This is a genomic window from Streptomyces decoyicus (assembly GCF_019880305.1).
Classification (GTDB): Bacteria; Actinomycetota; Actinomycetes; order Streptomycetales; family Streptomycetaceae; genus Streptomyces; species Streptomyces decoyicus.
Map to the genome: position 1 here is coordinate 218,197 of NZ_CP082301.1, position 19,234 is coordinate 237,430.

Annotated in this window: 13 protein-coding genes and 1 pseudogene; 5 read left to right on the forward strand and 9 right to left on the reverse strand. The window is 70.2% G+C overall.

Features of this window, described 5'->3' with window-relative positions; all coding sequences use genetic code 11:
* Window positions 1–362: 362 nt before the first annotated feature.
* From K7C20_RS38930 to K7C20_RS00990, 3 genes are all read left to right on the forward strand, one after another.
* Window positions 363–998 carry an amidohydrolase family protein gene (locus tag K7C20_RS38930; protein WP_209443943.1) on the forward strand — a complete coding sequence of 212 codons (636 nt, stop codon included), beginning with the start codon at window positions 363–365 and terminating at the stop codon, window positions 996–998.
* Window positions 983–1,363, forward strand: coding sequence for a hypothetical protein (locus K7C20_RS39385; protein ID WP_409351292.1), 381 nt, complete (start codon window positions 983–985; stop codon window positions 1,361–1,363). Before K7C20_RS38930 ends, K7C20_RS39385 begins: the two co-directional genes overlap by 16 nt.
* A 327-nt stretch (window positions 1,364–1,690) precedes the next feature.
* Entirely contained in the window at window positions 1,691–2,677 is a 987-nt protein-coding gene (locus tag K7C20_RS00990) for a hypothetical protein (RefSeq protein WP_030075078.1), read from the forward strand.
* Window positions 2,678–3,959: 1,282 nt separating this feature from the next.
* Here the strand turns inward: K7C20_RS00990 and K7C20_RS39390 are convergent.
* The 3 genes and pseudogenes from K7C20_RS39390 to K7C20_RS01005 form a co-directional block, all read right to left on the reverse strand.
* A pseudogene (locus tag K7C20_RS39390) lies at window positions 3,960–4,478 on the reverse strand (hypothetical protein); the annotation flags it as partial.
* Window positions 4,375–5,193 (reverse strand): AAA family ATPase, encoded by an 819-nt coding sequence (locus tag K7C20_RS01000; RefSeq protein WP_078953241.1) that lies wholly within the window; start codon window positions 5,191–5,193, stop codon window positions 4,375–4,377. The pseudogene K7C20_RS39390 and the gene K7C20_RS01000, both read right to left, overlap by 104 nt.
* A 406-nt stretch (window positions 5,194–5,599) precedes the next feature.
* A complete protein-coding gene (locus K7C20_RS01005; protein ID WP_048828537.1) occupies window positions 5,600–6,697 on the reverse strand; it encodes an AI-2E family transporter in 1,098 nt (365 codons plus the stop codon).
* Between the two features lie 786 nt (window positions 6,698–7,483).
* Between K7C20_RS01005 and K7C20_RS37990 the strand changes: the two genes are divergently transcribed.
* Window positions 7,484–8,263, forward strand: a complete 780-nt coding sequence (locus K7C20_RS37990) for a DUF6596 domain-containing protein (protein WP_245171283.1) — start codon at window positions 7,484–7,486, stop codon at window positions 8,261–8,263.
* Between the two features lie 142 nt (window positions 8,264–8,405).
* On the opposite strand, the gene K7C20_RS01015 is transcribed toward K7C20_RS37990, so the two are convergent.
* From K7C20_RS01015 to K7C20_RS01025, 3 genes are all read right to left on the reverse strand, one after another.
* The gene (locus K7C20_RS01015) at window positions 8,406–9,092 is read right to left on the reverse strand and encodes a hypothetical protein (protein WP_053209369.1); all 687 of its coding nucleotides are present in this window, start codon (window positions 9,090–9,092) and stop codon (window positions 8,406–8,408) included.
* 522 nt (window positions 9,093–9,614) lie between these two features.
* Window positions 9,615–11,519 carry a SpoIIE family protein phosphatase gene (locus K7C20_RS01020; protein ID WP_246655285.1) on the reverse strand — a complete coding sequence of 635 codons (1,905 nt, stop codon included), beginning with the start codon at window positions 11,517–11,519 and terminating at the stop codon, window positions 9,615–9,617.
* A gap of 109 nt (window positions 11,520–11,628) precedes the next feature.
* On the reverse strand, window positions 11,629–12,330 hold the full coding sequence (locus K7C20_RS01025; protein WP_030075070.1) for a class I SAM-dependent DNA methyltransferase: 702 nt from the start codon (window positions 12,328–12,330) through the stop codon (window positions 11,629–11,631).
* Between the two features lie 455 nt (window positions 12,331–12,785).
* Here K7C20_RS01025 and K7C20_RS01030 point away from each other — a divergent pair, with 455 nt between their 5' ends.
* Window positions 12,786–13,991 carry a cytochrome P450 family protein gene (locus tag K7C20_RS01030; protein ID WP_053209367.1) on the forward strand — a complete coding sequence of 402 codons (1,206 nt, stop codon included), beginning with the start codon at window positions 12,786–12,788 and terminating at the stop codon, window positions 13,989–13,991.
* A gap of 151 nt (window positions 13,992–14,142) precedes the next feature.
* On the opposite strand, the gene K7C20_RS01035 is transcribed toward K7C20_RS01030, so the two are convergent.
* The 3 genes from K7C20_RS01035 to K7C20_RS01045 all read right to left on the reverse strand — a co-directional run bounded on the left by K7C20_RS01035 (window position 14,143) and on the right by K7C20_RS01045 (window position 19,190).
* Window positions 14,143–15,837, reverse strand: coding sequence for an ABC transporter family substrate-binding protein (locus tag K7C20_RS01035; RefSeq protein WP_030075067.1), 1,695 nt, complete (start codon window positions 15,835–15,837; stop codon window positions 14,143–14,145).
* Between the two features lie 73 nt (window positions 15,838–15,910).
* Entirely contained in the window at window positions 15,911–18,046 is a 2,136-nt protein-coding gene (locus tag K7C20_RS01040; RefSeq protein ID WP_053209366.1) for an ABC transporter ATP-binding protein, read from the reverse strand.
* A 70-nt stretch (window positions 18,047–18,116) separates the two neighbouring features.
* A complete protein-coding gene (locus K7C20_RS01045) occupies window positions 18,117–19,190 on the reverse strand; it encodes an ABC transporter permease (RefSeq protein ID WP_078953236.1) in 1,074 nt (357 codons plus the stop codon).
* Between the last annotated feature and the right edge of the window lie 44 nt (window positions 19,191–19,234).

The window sequence follows — 19,234 nt, forward strand, 5'->3', positions numbered from 1 at the left end:
CCGGCCAACCGATGCGTAGCCTCGCCCTGAACCCGACCGGACCTGTGCACCGGCTTTGTCCCGGGCCTGCGAACCGGCCTTGTCCGGGCCTGCGCACCGACACGTCCGAGGCAGCCGCGCGATCTCACCAGACAGGACAACGAACAAGCTGGCAGACCACATCGTCTGAGGCTACGAGCGAAGCGGACCAGTTCATGTGAGACCGAGGCCGGGCCGGATCGACTGAGACGGGACAACCGGTGCCGGGCTGTCGTAACAGCCCGGCACCGGTTGTCCCGTCTCGGCGATGTTGGGCCTGGCACCGAAGATTCAGCTCCTTCCGCCCTCTGTACCCGACCGACCTCCTGTACCCGACCGACCTCATGAGCACCCACGCCGCGCGGATGCCGCCCTACGAACTGCACTGCCACCTCGACGGCTCCGTCCGTCCGGGCACCGTCGCCGACCTCGCCCGCAAACAGGGCATCGCCCTCGACCGGCCGGTCGAGGACCTGGTCGTGGCGTCGGCCCACTGCGGAAGCCTGACCACCTTCCTGCCCCACATCGACCCCACATCGCCCCCCTTGCAGGTCCTACGGACTCCGACTCCCGACACCCTCACCCGCATCCGCACCCGCACCCGCACCGCCCGAGAACTGGTCGAGGACTGGAAGACGGACGGCGACGTCCACGGCGAAGTCCGCTTCACCCCGCAACTGCACGTCCGCCACGGCATGACCCCCGACGAAGCCGTCCAAGCGGTGGCCGATGGACTGGCCCAGGACCGGGTCACCACCGGCGTGCGCCCCGGGCTGCTGCTGTGCTGCATGCGCCACCAGAGTCCGGACGAAAGCGTCGCCGTCGCCGAGCCCGCCCTGCGGCACCGAGGCGTCGTCGCCGGCCTCGACCTCGCCGGTCACGAGACCTGTAGACCGCCGAGCCTCATCGGTCGCCTTCGACCTCACCCACCGTGTCGGCCTGCCCTGCCCCGTACACGCCGGAGATGCCGCGGGTCGTGAAGCGTGTGGGAGGCGATCAACGTCCTCGGTGCCCGTCGCATCGGCCACGGTGCGCGTTGGACCTCCAACACCGCGCACTCCTGTGCCGGCTCCGCACCGACAACATCGCCGTGGAAGTGTGCCCCACCAGCAACGTGCAGACCGGCGCCGTCCCCAGCCTCACCAACCACCCCGCCACCCCACTCCCGGCCGACGGACTGCCGGTCACCATCAGCACCGACACCAGCACCACCTCCGCCACCACCCTGGAGCGCGAATGCGAGTGGCTGCGCCAGGCCACCGGATGGACCCGGCCGGCACGAAGCCCTCACACAGGAAAACGCCGACCAAACGGCCTTCAACCAGCAGAGCGGTCAGTAGGTTGAAGCGAGAGCTGCTCAACGTCACCGATGCTCATGACCACTCGGATTCAGCCGGAGAAATGCCGGGCGACGCAGCGCACCAGGTTCAGGTTCATCTCGATGAGGGTGACGGGACGGCACGCACCCGCGACATGGACTCCTGCAACGTTCCTGCCGTCCTGGTGCTCTTGCTCATGGCCGGACCGCTCCGGTTGCCGAGCCGCCGCTCGCCCCAACCCCTACCCCTATCGCCAGATCCAACCTGATCCGGGGCCTGTTCCGAACGAAAGACCCTAGCCTTGGCGAGCGATGGCGCGACAGTGCGCACACCTCGGAGGGACGAAAGCAACGATGCGGGCACGGATCGAACTACACGACATCGACTGGACCGGGGCGGGGCACGCCTACGGCGACGGAGCGGACACCCTCAAGTGGCTTCTCGACGCCTGCGGCGAGGACCCGGACCGCGCCGAGCGGGCCGTTGACGTTCTCCACAACTGCCTGGTCCACCAGGGAAGCGTCTACGCGGGGTCGGCCACGGCGTACCCGGTTCTCGTGGACCTCCTGCTCGACCCCACGGCACCTGGCCGGGCAACCCTCGCTGACCTGCTGCTCGGCATCACCATCGGCATCGCGGAGACCGAAGCCGTGCACCACGAGATCCGTGCGGCCCACGCACGGGCAACTCACCGCCTGCTCCCCCTCCTCGCCGACCCGGTCCGTGAAGTGCGGCACCGTGTCGCCTACGTGTCGGGGTTGCGCACCGGCCACGAGGAGCTCGCCGTACGCGCGCTGAGCGAGCGCGTCCTCTGTGAACCGGACCCGCTCATCGCGGCGGTCATGACCGGTGGCGTCGCCCGGCACGACGTCGCCGGCCGCGCCGCGTGGCTCTCCGGCGCCCTGGCCTCCCGTCACACGCCCGCTGTGCGCGCCGCCGCGGCGTGGGGCATCGCCCAAGCCGGACTACCGTGGAATGCCGAGGCGACCACCGCCGTCGCCGAGGCCTGGGAGCACGGCGACGTGCTCAACGGTGATGTCATCGAAGGCGAACAATGGCGCTGGTCGGACAACCCGCTGGCAGAGACACTCATCGCCATGGCCGACCCGGCCCGTGCAGCGGAGATCTGCCTACGGTTGACCCGGTCGGAAGACGAGGACACCGCGGAGTGCGGTGCCGTCGCCGCCGTGGGCCTGTTGGAGGAACACCCGCACGCATACCCGGCGTTCGCCGCCGTGATCGCCGCCACCCGCGCCCACCGGGACATCCAGATCCGCTCTTACGCCGATGACCTCGACGCCCTCACACCGGCGGGCGAGGGCGACCACACCGTGCGCTAGGCGCAGGTCGCGCGCGCGATTCCTCGCGGCGCGGGTTCCTCGCGGTGCGGGTTCCTCGCGGTGCGGCGGTGATCCCACTGTCACCACGCCTGTCGCCCAGCTGGGGTGCTGCTACGCGATCCAGTCCGACTGGAGAAGCTGAATGCGGTCCCTGTTCTCGGCGAGCAGGTCGTCGTGCGTGCCGTCCGGCCAACGCACGCATCGGGAGGCGAACCCTCGCCTGTCTCGCTTCCGAACGTGCCTGTACGAGTCTTTCGCCTCGTGCTGGGACGGACTGTTCGGACGCACCGTGTTCGGCCGAGCGGCTGGTCTGGCACGCCTACGGCCGCGCGAGGTTCACGTCCCCGTTCGTCCCGGGCTGAAGAACGAGCTCAAGACCCAGACCTGGTTGGCTTGGGTCGAGCCTGCTGCTTGCCGGAGCAGGAGCAGCCCCGGCCTCGAGCCCGCAGGAAGGCGGTGGCGGCCAGTGCCGGGAATGCGATGACGCCGACCAGACCGGAGACCACGGCCGGCTCACCACCACCTTCCTCGAGCGCGGCTGCCAGAAGCTGGGCACCGGCCAGCACTGTCAGTCCCAGATACACCCACCGTGCCCAGACGGGGCCTTCGGGTTCTGTGTGGGACGGCACCGATGCGATGTCGCTGTGATGGGCCATTTCCTTCGTGTGCCCCGCAGCGCACAGCTCATGACCCAACCACTGCCGGACGCCCGGGGCCAAGTTCCTCATCGCGGCTTTGCACTCCATAGGCGATGCCAAAGGGTGGCGTACATGTGGACCACGTGGGCTCCATGCATCGCTATTCCCGACCCGGCGGTCGAGCCTGCCCGTGAGCGGGAGCCCGAGCGCAGTGGGTACCGGAGCCGGTGAAGACGAGGTGTCGGGCAGCGTACGGTCAACTCCTCTCCAGTAGAAAGATCCTGAGCGTAGGCGGCTTCACGGCCGACCCGGCTGGTGGTGCGCTCCAGTGCCGCGCCCCTTCGCCAAGCGTGCGGCAGATGCCACACGAGAGAATGCCCCAGCCGGGGAGCCGTCTACCGCAACATCCCCGAACCGGTCACGCTCGAACGCTCTTCTGTCACCGCCGAACAGACAGAGGCCCAGGGGCGGGAGTGGGAGCAGGAGCGGGAGCGCGAGGGGTAGGAGCATGGACGGGAGCGGACCACCCCCGTCTCCCACGTCAGAGAGTCGGGGCAGCCCGATGTCATCAAGTTCACCCGTCACGGAATTGTTTGGCACCTCGTCTGGTGACATGGACAGGTTGGGCGCTGCCCACGACGACTGGCATAAGCGCCACCGTCGTCGGGCTGCGCGGCGATCACCTGACCGTACGAGACCAGCAACACCGCGAGCAGCCCGGCGATGACCAGCGTCATGGGAAGGGTGGCAGTCAGCGCCCCGGTCCCGGCGGCGATCAGCACGATCACGATCGCCTCGGGCCCGTACGCGACCGAGCTGAGCGCGTCCAAGGACAGCGCGGCGAGCCCTTCAAGGCTGGTCAGGTGGCGCTTGTCGCCCTCGCCGTGCCGCAGCGGAACTCTCCGCCGCAGTGCGCGGCGGGCCACGCCGTACGCCATGTGGAGCTCACGGAGCAGGTTGCACGGGCTGTCCAGAACAGTTGTTCGGGTGAGCGCTTCAGCCAGACCCGCTGGCGCTTCACCGGCTGGGAGCGGTACCGGTGAGGGCTCAGGGGCAGGCTCAGGCCGGCCGGGGCACTGTTCTGTCGCCCAACAGCTGTGCCGGCGGCTGGACCTGTGCGGAGACGAACTCCACTGCCGCCACCTGCTCCCGCGAACCGCGATCCAGCAGGACCACTGATATGGCCTCTGGTACCGGGCCGGCGGCTGGGTCCGTCGATTGTGCGGGCGGCCCCGGGAACCCGAGGGTATGTGCTGATGCTGATGGAGTCTCGGCTTCGTCGGCCGTCCATGGGGCACGTGGCTGTGGCGCGCCGGGTCCGGACAGAGCCTTGAGCAAGCGGTCCAGGCCCCGGTGATGCCGGGCGAAGGCGCGTTGCGGGGCCCACCGGCCTCGGGCTTCCTGGCCCGAGAGCGCCTCGGTCACCCCTACGTCCAGCACCACCAGGTGCAGTTCGCGTCCTTGACGTCCGGCACTTCTGGCCAGCCACCGGCGCATCCACGGGCGCCCACCGCAGTCGTGGACCAGCAGGGACTCGCCGTCGCGTACCGCCGTACGCAGCCACCGGAAGTACCTCCACCGCACCCAGGGCCGATACACCGCGTACGGCAGCCGGGCCGGCATCGCCGCCTCACAGGCGACGTGGACGGCTCGCGGATCTATGACGGCCGCGGCGGCCCTGGACCAACGTCGCAGCAGGGTGCTCTTACCGCTCCCGGGCAATCCGGAGACCACCACCACCGCCCCCGCGGGATACGACAACCGCGCGGGAATGTCTCCCGGGCCCCGCAGATCCACCAGTCCTCGCGGCCGCAATGCCGACTCCTCATGCGAAGCAACGGAGTTCTCCGTCGCGCCCGACCAGACCGAATTGCCCACTACTCGTCCTTTGACCTGCCTGATGGCCCCCGCAGCCGCGACCAGCGATCTTCACACAGCGCGCAAGGACTTCAAAGCCGAGGCGGCTTCTGTTCGTTCCTGCTCGATCGCGGCGCAGTGCCCCGGGTCCTCCGCTCCGCGGTTCGGTCCTGCCCAGACCGCACCCGGCAGTCTCTGCCGCCCGCTCGGCTGCGTACACGATCGACGAGGTATCCCGACCGGCATCGTGGGTGGCGGGACCGTGGGTGGCAGGACCGTGGATGGGACCGTGGATGGCAGGACCCTGGACGGCGGGGCCGAGCGTCGGGTCGTCGGACGCGGCGGGGGCTGGTCCACCGACGCGCCGGTGCACCCCACAGCCGTCTTGCCGTGCGAGATGCCGCCTTTCGTCGGGCAGCGGGCTCGCTCAGCGTCCCGGGGAGGTCGAGGGCGCGGGCGGGGGCGGGTGGGCACGCAGCACGCCGTACACGGACCAGGCCACCGAGATCAGCGGTACGGCGACGACCGCTCCGGGCACGCCTGCCGTGACGCTGCCGCAGACGACCGAGAGCGCCACCACCACCGGGTGCATGCGGACGGCCCGGCTCATCACGAGGGGGTGCAGCACATGTCCTTCGATCTGTCCGATGACGACGATCAGCAGCACGACGACCGCGGCCACCAGCGGCCCCTTCGCGGCCAGTGCCACCACGGCGGCCACGGCCAGCGCCACCGGCGAACCCACCAGCGGGATGAATGCGGCGAAGAACTCCAGTACGGCGAGTGGGACGGCGAGGGGCACCCCCAGGGCGAAGAGCCCTACTCCCACCAGGACCGCATTGCTCGCGGCCACCACCACGATCCCGCGGGTGTACCCCGTGAAGGTCACCCACGCGGCACGCCCCGCGACACGCACGGGCCGACGCCCGCGCCGCGGCAGCTGGCTGCCGAACCACGTCCACATCCGGTCGCCCGAATGCAGAAAGAAAACCGAGCAGAACAGCGACAGCGCCCCCACCGCCAGGACTTCCACGAGCTGGCTCACGCCGCTGAGCGCGGTGCTGATCAGACTCGCACGGTGGCTCGACACGAATCGCGACACCCGCTCCTGCACATCCGAGAGAGTCCCCGGGCGCAGGCGGAATGGCGGACCTTCGAGCCAACGCTCGATCCTGGCCACGCCTCCGACGAACTCCCGGCGCAGCCCCTGCCACTCACCGGCGACATTCGCCCCGATCAGGCTCAGGACGCCGAAGAGCAGCACAATGCCGATCAGCAGACCGGCCGCTACCGCCCACGAGCGTGGTACCCAGCGATTCAGGAGACTGACCAGGGGTTCCAGAAGAGCCGTCAGCACCATGGCCAGGAACACCGCCAGCGTCACCAGTTGGAAGCGTCCCAGCGCCGCGAAGATCGCGTAGACGGCCGCACCCACGATGATCAGGCGCCAGCCATACGCCGCCGCCACCCGCAGCGTCGGAGAGACTTCGGTGGCCTCCCCCGGACGGCCCGGCCTCTCGCCCACCGACCAGCGCACGCCTACGGCTCGCGCCCCGCGGGCCGGTCGCGCCGTGCTCTTCCTGCGCCGCCGTGCCCTGCCCTCGGGGGCGGCGGGGGAACGCCCGCGCTTCCTGCCGGATCGGTTCCGCACTTGGCCGCCACCGCCTCCCACCCCTCCCGTGCCCAGGGCCGGAAGGGGGACGCCTGCCGCGCGAGGGACAGGCGCCCGCCCTCCGCGCATACCCCAGGTGGTATCACCCCGGAACGTTCTTCGAACGTGTGCGGGCCCGTATTCCCCCAAAGGCACGCGGCAGGGGAAGGGCTCCGGCCGGACTGGCGCGGCTGACGCGGCTGGCACGACTGGCACGGGTTAAGACGGCTGGCACGGCTGGCATGGGTCAGGCGGCTGGCACGACTGGCATGGGTTAAGACGGCTGGCACGGCTGGCATGGGTCAGGCGGCTGGCAACGGCTGACGACCCCGGGGGCTCCCCCTCCATGGGCCTCCGAACACCGCCGAGGACGATTTCGCCGCCGTACGGGCCCTCCGCCCCGGTGCTTCGCCCGAGGGCTCAAGCTGGGAGGTGAGGGCGCCTCCGCTCCCCCGCCGTAGGAGCGGGCGTAAAAAATCCCGGGCCGGTCGACTCCCGGTGTCGATCCGGGACGAGGTCATTCGTATAGAGGGTGAGAGGCCGGCAAGGCGCCGGCGGAACGCTCGGCCGAGGAGGCCCACCATGACGCACTACCTGCTCAGCATCTACCAGCCCGACGGGGACGGGACCCCGCCGCCGCCGGAGTTCCTGGAGCCGATCATGCGGGACGTCGAGGCCCTGAAGGCCGAGCTGAGGGAGGCCGGCGCCTGGGTGTTCGCCGGAGGTCTGCACGCGCCGAGCACGGCCACCGTGGTGCGGGTGAAGGACGACGAGATGCTGACGACCGACGGGCCGTACATCGAGGGCAAGGAGCACATCGGCGGCTTCACCGTCATCCAGGCACCCGATCTCGATGCCGCGCTCGAATGGGGCCGCAAGCTCGCCCGTGCCACCACCCTCCCCATCGAGACCGAATCGCGCCGCGCCGCCCGCACCGGCCCGGACGGCGACCTCGTGCTGCTGGCCGACCAGGACCGCGGCCGCTGGGACCACGGCCTCATCGCGGAGGGCCACGCCCTCGTGCGCCGGTGCCTACGACGCAACCAGCCGGGTCCGTACCAGATCCAGGCGGCGATCAACTCGGTCCACAGCAACGCGCCGACCGCGGCGGTCACCGACTGGCGCCAGATCCTCCAGCTGTACGACCAGTTGCTCTCCTTCGACCCGAGCCCCGTCGTGGCCCTCAACCGTGCGGTCGCGGTGGCCGAGGTCCGGGGGCCGGAGGAGGCGCTCGCCCTTGTCGACAGCCTCACCCTCGACCGCTTCCACGTGTTCCACGCCGTCCGCGCCGAGCTGCTCCGCCGCCTCGACCGCAACGCAGAGGCCGGCCTGGCGTACGACAAGGCGCTCGCCCGCACCGAGAACGCGGCGGAGCGTGACTTTCTGCGGCGCGGTCGTCAAGCCCTCCCCGGGGAGAGCGGAGGCCGAGGCCGGCAGTGAAGGAGTCGGCTCGGCTGCCACGGCAGGCCCGCGACGCCCCGGCGGCACACCACGTCCTGCGGTGACGGACCTGCGGCGGTGGTGACCATGAAGTGCCGCGGGCAGCGGAGCTGAGGGGCGACGGACGCGTGTGGCGTGGGCGCTATGCCGAGGCGGCGGCCAGGGACGGAAGCTGGGTGGGCGGCGCGGGGGTGGCGGCGTCGAGGATCTGGCATTCGTCCGCGTCGTGGTGGGCGAGAACGGCGCTGAGGGCTTCGTCCGCCTGACCGTGCGGCTGGGTGTCCGGCAGAACGGTAATCGACAGATGGCGCAGCAGCTCGGTATGGGCGGCCAGGACCTGACGGGTGCGGGTATCGGTGTGGTCGGTGAGCAGCAAGCGGGCCGCGGTGTTGGCGGCGCGCAGCCGGGCCTGGTGGATGCGGCGGTGGGAGCGGGGAAGGGCACGCCAGGCGGTGTTGGCCACGGTCACCAGGCGCCAGATCTCGTTGTCGGCGGGTTCTGTGTCGTAGAACCGCAGGCCGTAGCGGCTCACCAGCCAGTAGGCGGTGGTCAGGATGAGAGCAGTGGCGGTGTCGAAGGCCAGCCAGAGCTGTAGCAGAGGGGGCCGGCCGCAGGCCGCTCGGACCGCCAGGGCTGCGCCGGCCCCGCCGGCTCCGAACAGCAGCGCCCCGGCGAGCAGAAGGAGGAAGGCGGCCGGTAGAGCACCGATTCCATTGTTGCTGTCAAGGCGCGCCATGCCCTTCCAATGGGGCGCCAGATAGCGGGCGTAGCGGGCCGGCTTGGGGGCGGGCTCGACCAGGGCGATGCGCCCGGCCCAGCTGACGCTCATCGGTCTGTTCATCGTCTTGGCACCCGAGAGAGGGTCGCTACAGGGAATCATGTGAGCGACAACGAGCCGTGAGGGAAAACGCGACAGGCGGGGCGGAGGTTTAGGCGGCAGATTCCTCCCACCGGCCGGGCGCGCGAGGCATCGGACCGAATGCGCCGGTGGAACACCTGGCCGATCATCCGACACGTAGTCACCGTGAACCGCGCTCATCGGCGGCCCGTGTGGCCGCCGCGCCGCCCCGTCCGTTCGGCGTCCATACGGCTTCTCCGGGGGCCGCTGTCGCCGGTACGACGCGCGGTGCCTCCGGGAGTGTGATGGTGTGCGCGCTGCGGCCGGAGGGGCGTCCCCGGCCGGACGGGGGGCCGGTCGGGGACTACAGAGCGTGTGCCCGGCACACCACCACCGAAACGCAGCGGCCCGGTCGATGTGCCCGCCCGCGCAGGCGAGTTGGTGCAGAGGGGGCCACGGGGTCTCGCGCGGGTAGCCACAGACGGGAGTTACGGACGGAGTAACAGACCGGAGTTACGGCGCATCCCGTCCGTTCGGGCGGTATTCCTCGGGGATCGGCTGCTCGAACCAGACGACCTTGCCGGTGCTCAGTCGTGTCGCTCCCCAGCGCTGCGCGAGCCGGTCGACCAGGAACAGACCGCGTCCGCCCTCGTCACCCGTCTGAGCTCGTCGCATCCGGGGTACCTGCGGTGAATCGTCGCCCACTTCGCAGCGGAGCACATCGGTGCGAAGGAGCCGCAGCGCGATCGGCCGGTTGGCGTAGCGCACCGCGTTCGTCACCACCTCGCTGACCAGGAGCTCGGTCGTATCGAGCAGTGGGTCCAGGCCCCAGCGGTGCAGCGCTCTGCGGGTCAGTTGCCGGGCCCGGCCGGCCGTTTGCGGCTCGGGGTTGAGGAACCAGTACGCGACATTGCGCGGCGGAAAACCGTCGAACCGGGCGGCGAGCAGCGCGACATCGTCGTCCCGGGCGTCCTGGTCCAGGATGGTCAGCACCGCGTCGCAGAGCATTTCCAGCGGCGGGGAGGCGACCACGGCGGCAGCGGCTTGCAGGCGGTCGCACAGCAGCTCCACTCCTGTCCAGACGTCCCTGCCCCGGGACTCGACGAGACCGTCGGTGTACAGGAGCAGGGTCGCTCCCGTGGGCGCGGGCATCTCCACGGATTCGAAGGGGACGCCGCCCACACCGATCGGCGCGCCGGGCGGGATCCGGAGTACTTCGCCCGACCCGTCCGGGTGCAGGAGTACGGGGGGCAGATGGCCCGCGTCGGCCACCAGCAGCCGCTGCGATATGGGGTCGTAGACGGCGTAGAGGCAGGTCGCCATGTGCTCGCTGCCGAGACGCTGGGCCTGCTCGTCGAGGTGGTGCAGGACCTCTTCCGGCGGCAGGTCGAGCCCGGCGAGGGTCTGCACGGTGGTGCGCAGCTGCCCCATGATCGCGGCGGAGGTCATGGAGTGGCCCATCACGTCACCGACGACCAGCGCGACGCGGTTGCCGGGCAGCGGGATCGCGTCGTACCAGTCGCCGCCCACCTGGGAGGTCTCGGCGGCCGGCAGGTACCGGCTCGCCAGCCGGACACCCGTGGTCTCGGGGAGCGAGGAGGGCAGCATCGTGAGCTGGAGCGCGTCGGCGATCGAGGCTTCGTGCCCGTAGAGCGCCGCTTTGTCGACGCCGAAGGCGGTGTGGGTGGCGAGCTGGGAGGCGACGAGGAGGTCGTCCCCCGTGAAGGCGATCCGCCCCGCGCCGCGCAGCAGGGCGACGGTTCCCATGAGGCGCCGGCGGCCGTACAGCGGGGCGATGATCAGCCGTCGGCCGGGTGACGGTGACGTCGGCATGCTCGCCACCGGCTCCAGCAGTTCGGTCACCGCGGGCGCGGTCTCCGGGGCGTCGCCGAACACGGGACGCCCGGTCAGCAGTAGCTCGGCGAACCGGCCGGTGACCGTCAGCTGCACGAAGTCCGCGGCTCCCGGAGGCGCTGCGGTGACCGAATCCTCCGGCCCCTGAGCGATGCTGTGCAGCCGCAGGACAAGCGGCTCGGCCGGCTGCCCCTCCCCGGCCGGAAGTGGATCACGCAGGTGGACGAGGATCGCGTCGGCGAACGTGGGGATCGCTGCCCGGCACAGTTCCCGGAGGGTTTCGTCCAGGTCGATTCCCCGGGCGATCCGCCGCGTGGCGGCTTCGAGGTACCGAAGCCGGTCGGTCGGTGTGCCGGGGGCCTGCTCCGCCTCGTCCCGGACGCCCTCCGCGGGGCGCTCGGCGGCGTCCGGGTCCGGGCCCGGCCGGGTGGTGCCGCGGCCGGGCGGGGCGGGGTCCTCCGGGGGCACGCTGTCGGGACGGCCGCTTCCGGGAGACGGCGGCCGGGATGCCGGGGCCGCGCCCGTGTCCACGGGCGCCGCGCTCACTGCCAGGTCCTCGGGCACACGACGACCCTCCGTCCCGGCGGAGAGCCTGCCGGGGCCTTGATCGGGGGTGCGGGGGTCCATTGCTCGTCTCGTCCGTCCGGTGGGCGCCAGGGACCGCGGGGCGGCCTCAGCCGCGTCGCGAGCAGTTGAGGAAAAGCTGTTCCTCGGGCGGCACGTCCGAGATCGCGGGGGCGTACGTGTACGAGGACTCCTCGACGATCTCGAAGTCCGCCTCCTCGATGACCGTGCGCAGGTCGTCCCGCAGGTAGCCGGACACCCGGATGGTGTTGCCGAGGAACGGGATCGTGAAGTAGTCCACATCGGCCTCCACCATCGACAGGGTGAACAGGCCACCGGGAACCAGCAGGCCGTGGATCGTCCGCAGCGCCCCGGGGATCTCGGCGCGCGGCAGCATCAGCAGGGAGAAAAAGGCCGCGACCGCGTCGAAACGTCCCAGGTCGTGGGCGCCGTCGGGTCCCAGGTCGGCGATGTCGAGCCGGTGGAACGTTGCACGGGGCACATATTCCCGGGCGAGGTCCACCATCCCCCGGGACAGGTCCACGCCGACCACCTCGAACCCCGCGTCCACCAGCTGCCGGGCGGTCGGGAGGCCGGTTCCACAGCCCAGATCCAGCACGCGGGACCCGGCGGGCAGCGCCCTGATCAGCCACTCGGCGGCGGTGAGCTGCCCCTTCTTGTACGGGAACGCCTCGTCGTAGCGGTCGCCGATCGCGTCGAACGCCTCGGCCTGCCCCTCCCGATCGGGCCGTGTGCCCTCGGGGGCGGCCTCATCGCTCTCGTATCCGGTCTCCAGAAATCCTTCGCTCACGAATGACGCCTCTTCACGTGCGTTTATTCGATTACCTCCATCATGCACCCCTCCCGGCCGCCACCGCGCCTTGCACAGCAGGCCGCACGGGCGCGCACGGAGTGCGCACGGTGGCCCGGACCGGCCGCTCGTCCGGCAGCCCGACCGGCGGCTGGGCGCCCGCCTCAGGAGCGCGGGGGTGGCCGAGCGGGCGAGCGGGCGAGGAAGTGATGGGCTTCGGTCCGAAACAAGGGTCAGCTGCCGGTGCGGGCTGACGACGGCCACCTCCGAGGGCTTCTCCCCGCCCGCGTCGGCCGACCCACCACCACGCACCGGTGGCCGGGCACCGCACTGCCGAACGCCCCATCGGACGCGCGCAGTTGAGCGTCGGCGTAACGGTTTGCGGAGCGGCCGCCACGGATAGTTCCCCCGTACCCAGAAGTACCGCGGCACAGGTCACGGGGACAGGAGACCAGATGGCAACGGAACCGGTGGAGGCCCTCGACCTGGCGGCGTTAGGGGAGGATTACGTCCGCGATCCGCACAAGGTGTACGCGCGGCTGCGCGAGCGGGGGCCCGTGCACCGCGTACGTCTCCCGGAGGGCACGGTCGTCTGGCTGGTCGTCGGCTACGACGAGGTGCGCGCGGCCCTCAGCGATCCCCGCCTGTCGAAGGAGTGGCGGCACGTCTCGTCCGCGCAGCCCATGCAGCCGGTGTCCATCGGTGTGTCGATGCTCCGCTCCAATGCGCCGCAGCACACCCGCATCCGCGGACTGGTCGCCCGTGCCTTCACCGCGCGTCGGGTGGCGTCCCTCGCGCCACGCATCCAGGAGATGACCGACGAGCTGCTGGCGGCGATGCTCGCCGTACCCGAAGGCCGCGCCGACCTCGTCGAGGCGCTGTCCTTCCCGCTCCCGGTCACCGTCATCTGCGAGCTCTTGGGAGTGCCCTTCCTGGAGCGGGACGTCTTCCGCACCTGGACCGACATCCTGATGGTCGGTGCCGCGACGCCGCAGACCAGGGAAGCCCTGACAGCCATGGCCGGCTACCTCGACGACCTGGTGAAGGCGAAGCGCGCCCGGCCCGGCGACGATCTGCTGACCGATCTGATCGCGGTGAGCGACGAGGACGGCGACCGGCTCAGCCAGGTGGAACTCCTGGGAATGGCACAGTTGTTGCTGATCGCGGGCTACGAGACCACCGCCAATCTGATCTCCAACGGTGTCCTGGCGCTGCTCACCCACCCGGATCAACTCGCCCTGCTGCGCGCCGACCTGTCCCTCATCGACGGCGCGGTCGAGGAGATGCTGCGCTATGAGGGGCCACTGGAGACCTCCACGTTCCGTTTCACCCTCGAGCCGACCGAGATCGCGGGCACGGTGGTCCCAGGTGGCGGCGAGGTGGTGCTCCCCGTGATCGCCGACTCGGGACGCGACCCCCTCCGGTTCGACGATCCCGGCCGCTTCGACATCACCCGCGACGCCAGGGGCCATGTGGCCTTCGGCCATGGCATCCACTTCTGCCTCGGGGCCCCGCTCGCCCGGCTGGAGGCGCGGATCGCGGTGCGCACGCTCCTGGAGCGCTGCCCGAAACTGGAGCTGGACGCCCATCCCGCCGACCTGTCCTGGCGGTTGGGCGCCTTGCTCCGTGGTCCGCGGAGTCTTCCCGTCCGCTGGTCGTGAGGGACCTTGCCGGCAGGGCATCCCGGCGGATGGTGGCGTTGGCGATCGGTCGGTCAGCTCCGCCGCTCCGTACGAAACGTACGAACGCCGGTGGCCGTACCCCACCCTTCGGGTACGGCCACCGGCGTCAGTGCTCCTGCTGCTCAGCGGGCTACTTGGTGAAGCCGATGCGCTCGTAGACCACGTCGGTCATGCCGAGCGCACCCATGTTGACGAGGTTCTTCTTGATCGCCGCGATGTCGGGGCGCTGGTAGAGCGGCAGGACTCCGGCGAGCTGCCACGCCTCGGCGTCGGCCTGGTTGGTCTGCTTGAGCGCGCCGGCCGGGTCGGCGGCATTGGCGCTGGCGGCGTGGAGGAGGTCGTCCAGCTTCTTGCTGCCGACGTTGGCGTCGTTGTTGCCGCCCTTGGCGCTGTAGACGTTGGTGGATCCACTGGCGGCGAACGGCGTGCCGAGCAGGGTGTAGGGCGTGATGTCGAAGTCGCCGGGGGTGATGTACTTGTCGAAGAAGTCGTTGAACGGCACCGTCTGGACCTGAAGCTTGACGCCGACCTGCTGGTACATCTGCGTCAGCATCGACCCTTCGTTGGTGGCCGCGGGCGTGTTCGCCGGGATGATGAACCGCAGCGACAGCTCCTGGCCGCCCTTCTTACGGGTCTTGCCGCTGAGCTTCCAGCCGGCCTCGTCGAGCAGCTTTCCGGCCGCCTTCGGGTCGTACTTGCCGAGCTTGCCCGAGTTGTCCTGGTACCCCTTCTGGTTGGCGATCAGGAGGTGGTTGTCCATGGTGGAGGGCTTCCAGCCCAGGCCCTTGAGGTCCGACTTGGCGATCGTCGCGCGGTCGGTGGCCATGAAGAGCGCCTGGCGGACCTTGGGGTCCTTCAGCTTGCCGCTCTCGCCGTTGAAGGTGAGCTGACGGTAGTTGGGGCCGCCCGCTTCACGGAGCTCTCCGGCCGACACCTTGGACGCCTGCTTGAAGGCGGAGGAGTCGCCGCCGACGTCGAAGTAGTCGACCTCACCGTTGGCGAAGGCGCCGGGCATCGAGGTGCTGTCCATCGCATGGAAGACGATCTTGTCCAGCTTGGGCTTGTCACCCCACCACTTCGGATCGGCCACCACGGTGACGGTCTTGGCGGACTTGTCGATGCTGCCCAGCTTGAAGGCGTTGCCGGTGACCGGGATCTTGTTGACGTAGGCGGTGTTGAAGGCCTTGGCTTCCGAGACGTACTTCGCGGGGTACAGCGGCTGGTTGGCCGATGCGTTGAACATGCCCTTCCAGTCCGCGAACGGCTTGACGAAGGTCATGACGGCCTCGTAGTCGTCCTTGCCCTTCTTGACGTCCTCCACCTGGTCGAAGCCGACGGTGGATCCCACCTTGTACGCCTTGTCGTGACCGTCGAGGGCCTTCGTGTTGGCCGCGAGGTCCTTCCAGGTGATGGGCGTGCCGTCGGACCACTTGGCCTTGGGGTTCAGATGCCAGGTGACGACCTGCTTGCCCTTGACCGTCGCGGACGAGGCGTCCAGCAGGAACGCCTTGTTGGGGTTCTGCACCCCGTGCGCGTTCGAATGCCACAGGCTCGGCATCAGGGACTTCATGACATCCGTAGGACCGACTTGCAGGCCGTCGACCTCCGCGATGTTCCACTGGGTGGCGAACACGGGGATGGCCCAGTTCATCGTCCCGCCCTGCTTGAGCTTCGCGGGGTCCGTCGCCTTGATGTTGACGGCGGTCGTCCCCGGCGGAGCCTTCTGCTGGGCGTCGTCGCTGTCCGAGCCGCCGCAGGCGGTCAGTGCCAGCGACGACACGGTGAGGGTCGCGACGAGGGCGAGTGGATATCGGGAGACCTTCACGGATGCCTCTTCCTGAGCTGTCGAAAACGTGCCGGCTACGGATGTGCGGGTGCGGAGCGGACGTGCGGGCGGATCAGTGCGCTGCGGGCTCGACGACATCGAGCGGCGTCGCGTAGTGGCAGGCCGCAGCGTGGTCCGTGCCGAGGACGGCCGTGGCCGGGTCCTCGTCCCGGCAGCGCGCCTGCTCGCTGTCGTTGAGCCCGGCGTACTTCGGGCAGCGGCCGGCGAAGCGGCAGCCGGACGGCACGTCCGCCGGACTGGGCAGGTCGCCGCTGAGCAGGATCCTGGTGCGTTCCCGCTCCTTGCGCGGGTCGGGCAGCGGGACCGCGGACAGCAGCGCCTGGGTGTACGGGTGGGACGGCGCGGCGAAGACGTCGTCGGCCGCGCCGAGCTCCACGATCCGGCCGAGGTACATCACCGCGATGCGGTCGGCGATATGCCGTACGACGGACAGGTCGTGGGCGACGAAGAGGTAGCTGAGCCCGAGGCGGGTCTTCAGCTCGTCGAGGAGGTTGAGGACGCCCGCCTGGATGGACACATCGAGGGCGGAGACCGGCTCGTCGAGAATAACCAGCTTGGGTTCCAGCGCGAGGGCTCGGGCGATGGAGATGCGCTGGCGCTGGCCGCCGGAGAACTCCTGCGGGTAGCGGTCGGCGTGCTCGGCCTCCAGGCCGACCATGTCGAGGAGTTCGGGGATGCGGGCGGCGATGCGCTCCTTGTCCCAGCCGTGTGTCTTCAGCGGCTCGGCGAGGATGTCGCCGACCGGCATCCGGGCGTCGAGCGCCGCCATCGGGTCCTGGAAGACGATCTGCATGTCGCGGCGGAGCCCCTTGCGGTCCGCCCGGCTCAGGCCGCGGATGTCCTTGCCGAAGACGGTGACGGTGCCGGCCTGGCCGCTGGGCAGGTCGAGGATCTCCAGCAGGGTGGTGGTCTTGCCGCAGCCGGACTCACCGACCAGGCCCAGCGTCTCGCCCTCGCGGATGTCCAGGCTGATGCCGTCCACGGCCCGTACGGTGCCGACGGTGCGCTTGACGATGGCGCCCTTGGTGAGGGGGAAGTGCTTGACGAGCCCGTCGAGTGCGAGAACGGTGGGGCGCTCGTGGCGCGGCAGCCGCTCGATCGCGCCGGCTTCCGGGAGGACCGGCACCGGGTAGACGGCGTCGCGGTCGAGCCCGGCGCCGATCTCGTGCGCGCGATGGCAGGCGGTCGGATGGCCGGAACCCTCGGCGACGGTCAACTCCGGTTCCACCGTGTGGCACTCGTCGATCGCAATCGGGCAGCGCGGGGCGAACGGGCAGCCGGGCGCCAGGTCGACCATCTTGGGCGGATTGCCGTCGATGGGGGTGAGGGCACGGCGCGCGGTGCCCTCCGTCCTGGCTTCGTCCAGCCGCGGGATCGAGCCGAGCAGGCCGATGGTGTACGGCATCCGCGGCCGGTAGTAGACCTCGTCCACCGGGCCCGCCTCGACCGGCTTGCCCGCGTACATGACCTGCACGCGGTCGGCGAAACCGGCGATGACACCGAGGTCATGGGTGATCATGACGATGGCGGCGCCGGTGACCTCCTGGGCGGTCTTGAGCACCTCCAGGACCTGGGCCTGGATGGTCACATCCAGGGCGGTGGTGGGCTCGTCGGCGATGATGACCTTGGGGTCGTTGGCGATGGCCATGGCGATCATCGCGCGCTGGCGCATACCGCCGGAGAACTCGTGGGGGAACGCGTCCACCCGGCGCTTGGAGTCGGGGATGCCGACCACGTCGAGGAGGTCGACGGCCCGTTTGCGGGCGACCTTCTTGTCCAGCGACTGATGGGCCTGGACGGCCTCGATGATCTGGTCGCCGATGGTGTAGACGGGGGTCAGCGCGGACAGCGGGTCCTGGAAGACCATGCCGATGTCCTTGCCGCGGATCTTCGACATGGCGGCGTCGCCGAGGCCGAGCAGTTCGCGCCCGGCGAGCTTGACCGACCCGGCGACCTCGGCGCTCTCGGGGAGCAGCCCGAGTACGGCCATGGACGAGACGGACTTTCCGGAGCCGGACTCGCCGACGATGCCGAGCACCTCGCCCGGACGCACGGCGTAGGAGACGCCGCGTACGGCCTGCACGTCGCCCGCTTCGCTCGGGAAGGAGACCGTCAGATCGCTGACGTCGAGGACGGGCTGCGCCGCGTCGGGAGCCTCGGTGGGCTGGGACGGCCTGGTCTCGGTCACCGTCGGGGTCCTTCCTGGGGCGCGCGGTGCGCGGGGTACTGGTGCTGATGCTGGGGGTGGACGACGCGCTTCACGAGGCGGCGCCCTGGCTGCCGGCGGACGTCTCGGGCTCGTCGGGGCGCGTGCCGGAAGCCGTCGCCTGAGCCGGAAGCACCGCGCCCGTGGCCGGTCGCTGCTGCTTCGGCTGCTTCTTCTTGCGGGGCGAACGTGCCTTTGCGCCCGACGCGTTGGGGTCGAGAGCGTCGCGCAGCCCATCGCCGACGAAGGAGATGGAGACGCCGATCAGCACCAGACAGCCGGCCGGGAAGAAGAACAGCCACGGGTAGGTGGAAGCGTTGGTGGTGTTGTCGGCGATCACCGTGCCGAGGGAGACATCGGGTGCCTGCACGCCGAATCCGAAGTACGACAGGCTGCTCTCGCCGATGACCGCCGCGCCGACCTGGATGACGGTGTCGATGATGAGCATCGAGGCCATGCTGGGCAGGATGTGCCGGAAGATGATGACCGGCGCGGGGACGCCCATGTACTTGGCGGCCTTGACGAACTCACGGTCCTTGAGGGTGAAGGTCATCGAGCGTACGACGCGGCCGGTGACCATCCAGCTGAAGGCGCCGAGCAGGACCACGAAGATCAGCCAGGTGGCGCCGCGGAAGGCGGGCGACAGGACGGCGATGATCAGGAACGAGGGCATCACCAGCAGCAGGTCGACGATCCACATCAGCACCCGGTCGGTCCAGCCGCCGAAGTACGCGGCGAAGGCGCCGACCGTGGCGGCCAGGAAGGTGGAGATGACACCGACGAGAAGGCCGATGATCAGGGACTTCTGGAGACCTCGCATCGTGAGCGAGAAGAGGTCGACGCCGCCTTGCGTGGTGCCCCACCAGTGGTCCTCGGAGGGGCTGGCGAGGAAGTTCATGAAGTCGTGCTGCTGGTAGTCCCACTTGGTGAGGAGCGGGCCGCCGTATGCGCCGAGGAACAGCAGCACCAGCAGGAAAAGTCCGAACAGTGCCAGTCGGTTCCGGGTGAAGCGACGGACCGTCAGCCGCAGCCGGGAGGTACGGGCCTTGGCGGGGCGGCCTTCGGCTTCGGTGGGCGGGACGGGGCCGGGAACCGGTTCGGTCGCGGGGGGCAGCTGGACGCTCATCGCGCGCTCTCCTGAGGGGCGGTGGGGGGGGTGGGGGCCGGTCG

Excerpts from the sequence above, each read along its gene's own strand:
- K7C20_RS38930 (WP_209443943.1), top strand. The coding sequence starts at position 363 with ATGAGCACCCACGCCGCGCGGATGCCGCCCTACGAACTGCACTGCCAC.
- K7C20_RS39385 (WP_409351292.1), top strand. The coding sequence starts at position 983 with ATGCCGCGGGTCGTGAAGCGTGTGGGAGGCGATCAACGTCCTCGGTGC.
- K7C20_RS00990 (WP_030075078.1), top strand. The coding sequence starts at position 1,691 with ATGCGGGCACGGATCGAACTACACGACATCGACTGGACCGGGGCGGGG.
- K7C20_RS37990 (WP_245171283.1), top strand. The coding sequence starts at position 7,484 with ATGCGGGACGTCGAGGCCCTGAAGGCCGAGCTGAGGGAGGCCGGCGCC.
- K7C20_RS01015 (WP_053209369.1), bottom strand. The coding sequence starts at position 9,092 with ATGAGCGTCAGCTGGGCCGGGCGCATCGCCCTGGTCGAGCCCGCCCCC.
- K7C20_RS01030 (WP_053209367.1), top strand. The coding sequence starts at position 12,786 with ATGGCAACGGAACCGGTGGAGGCCCTCGACCTGGCGGCGTTAGGGGAG.
- K7C20_RS01045 (WP_078953236.1), bottom strand. The coding sequence starts at position 19,190 with ATGAGCGTCCAGCTGCCCCCCGCGACCGAACCGGTTCCCGGCCCCGTC.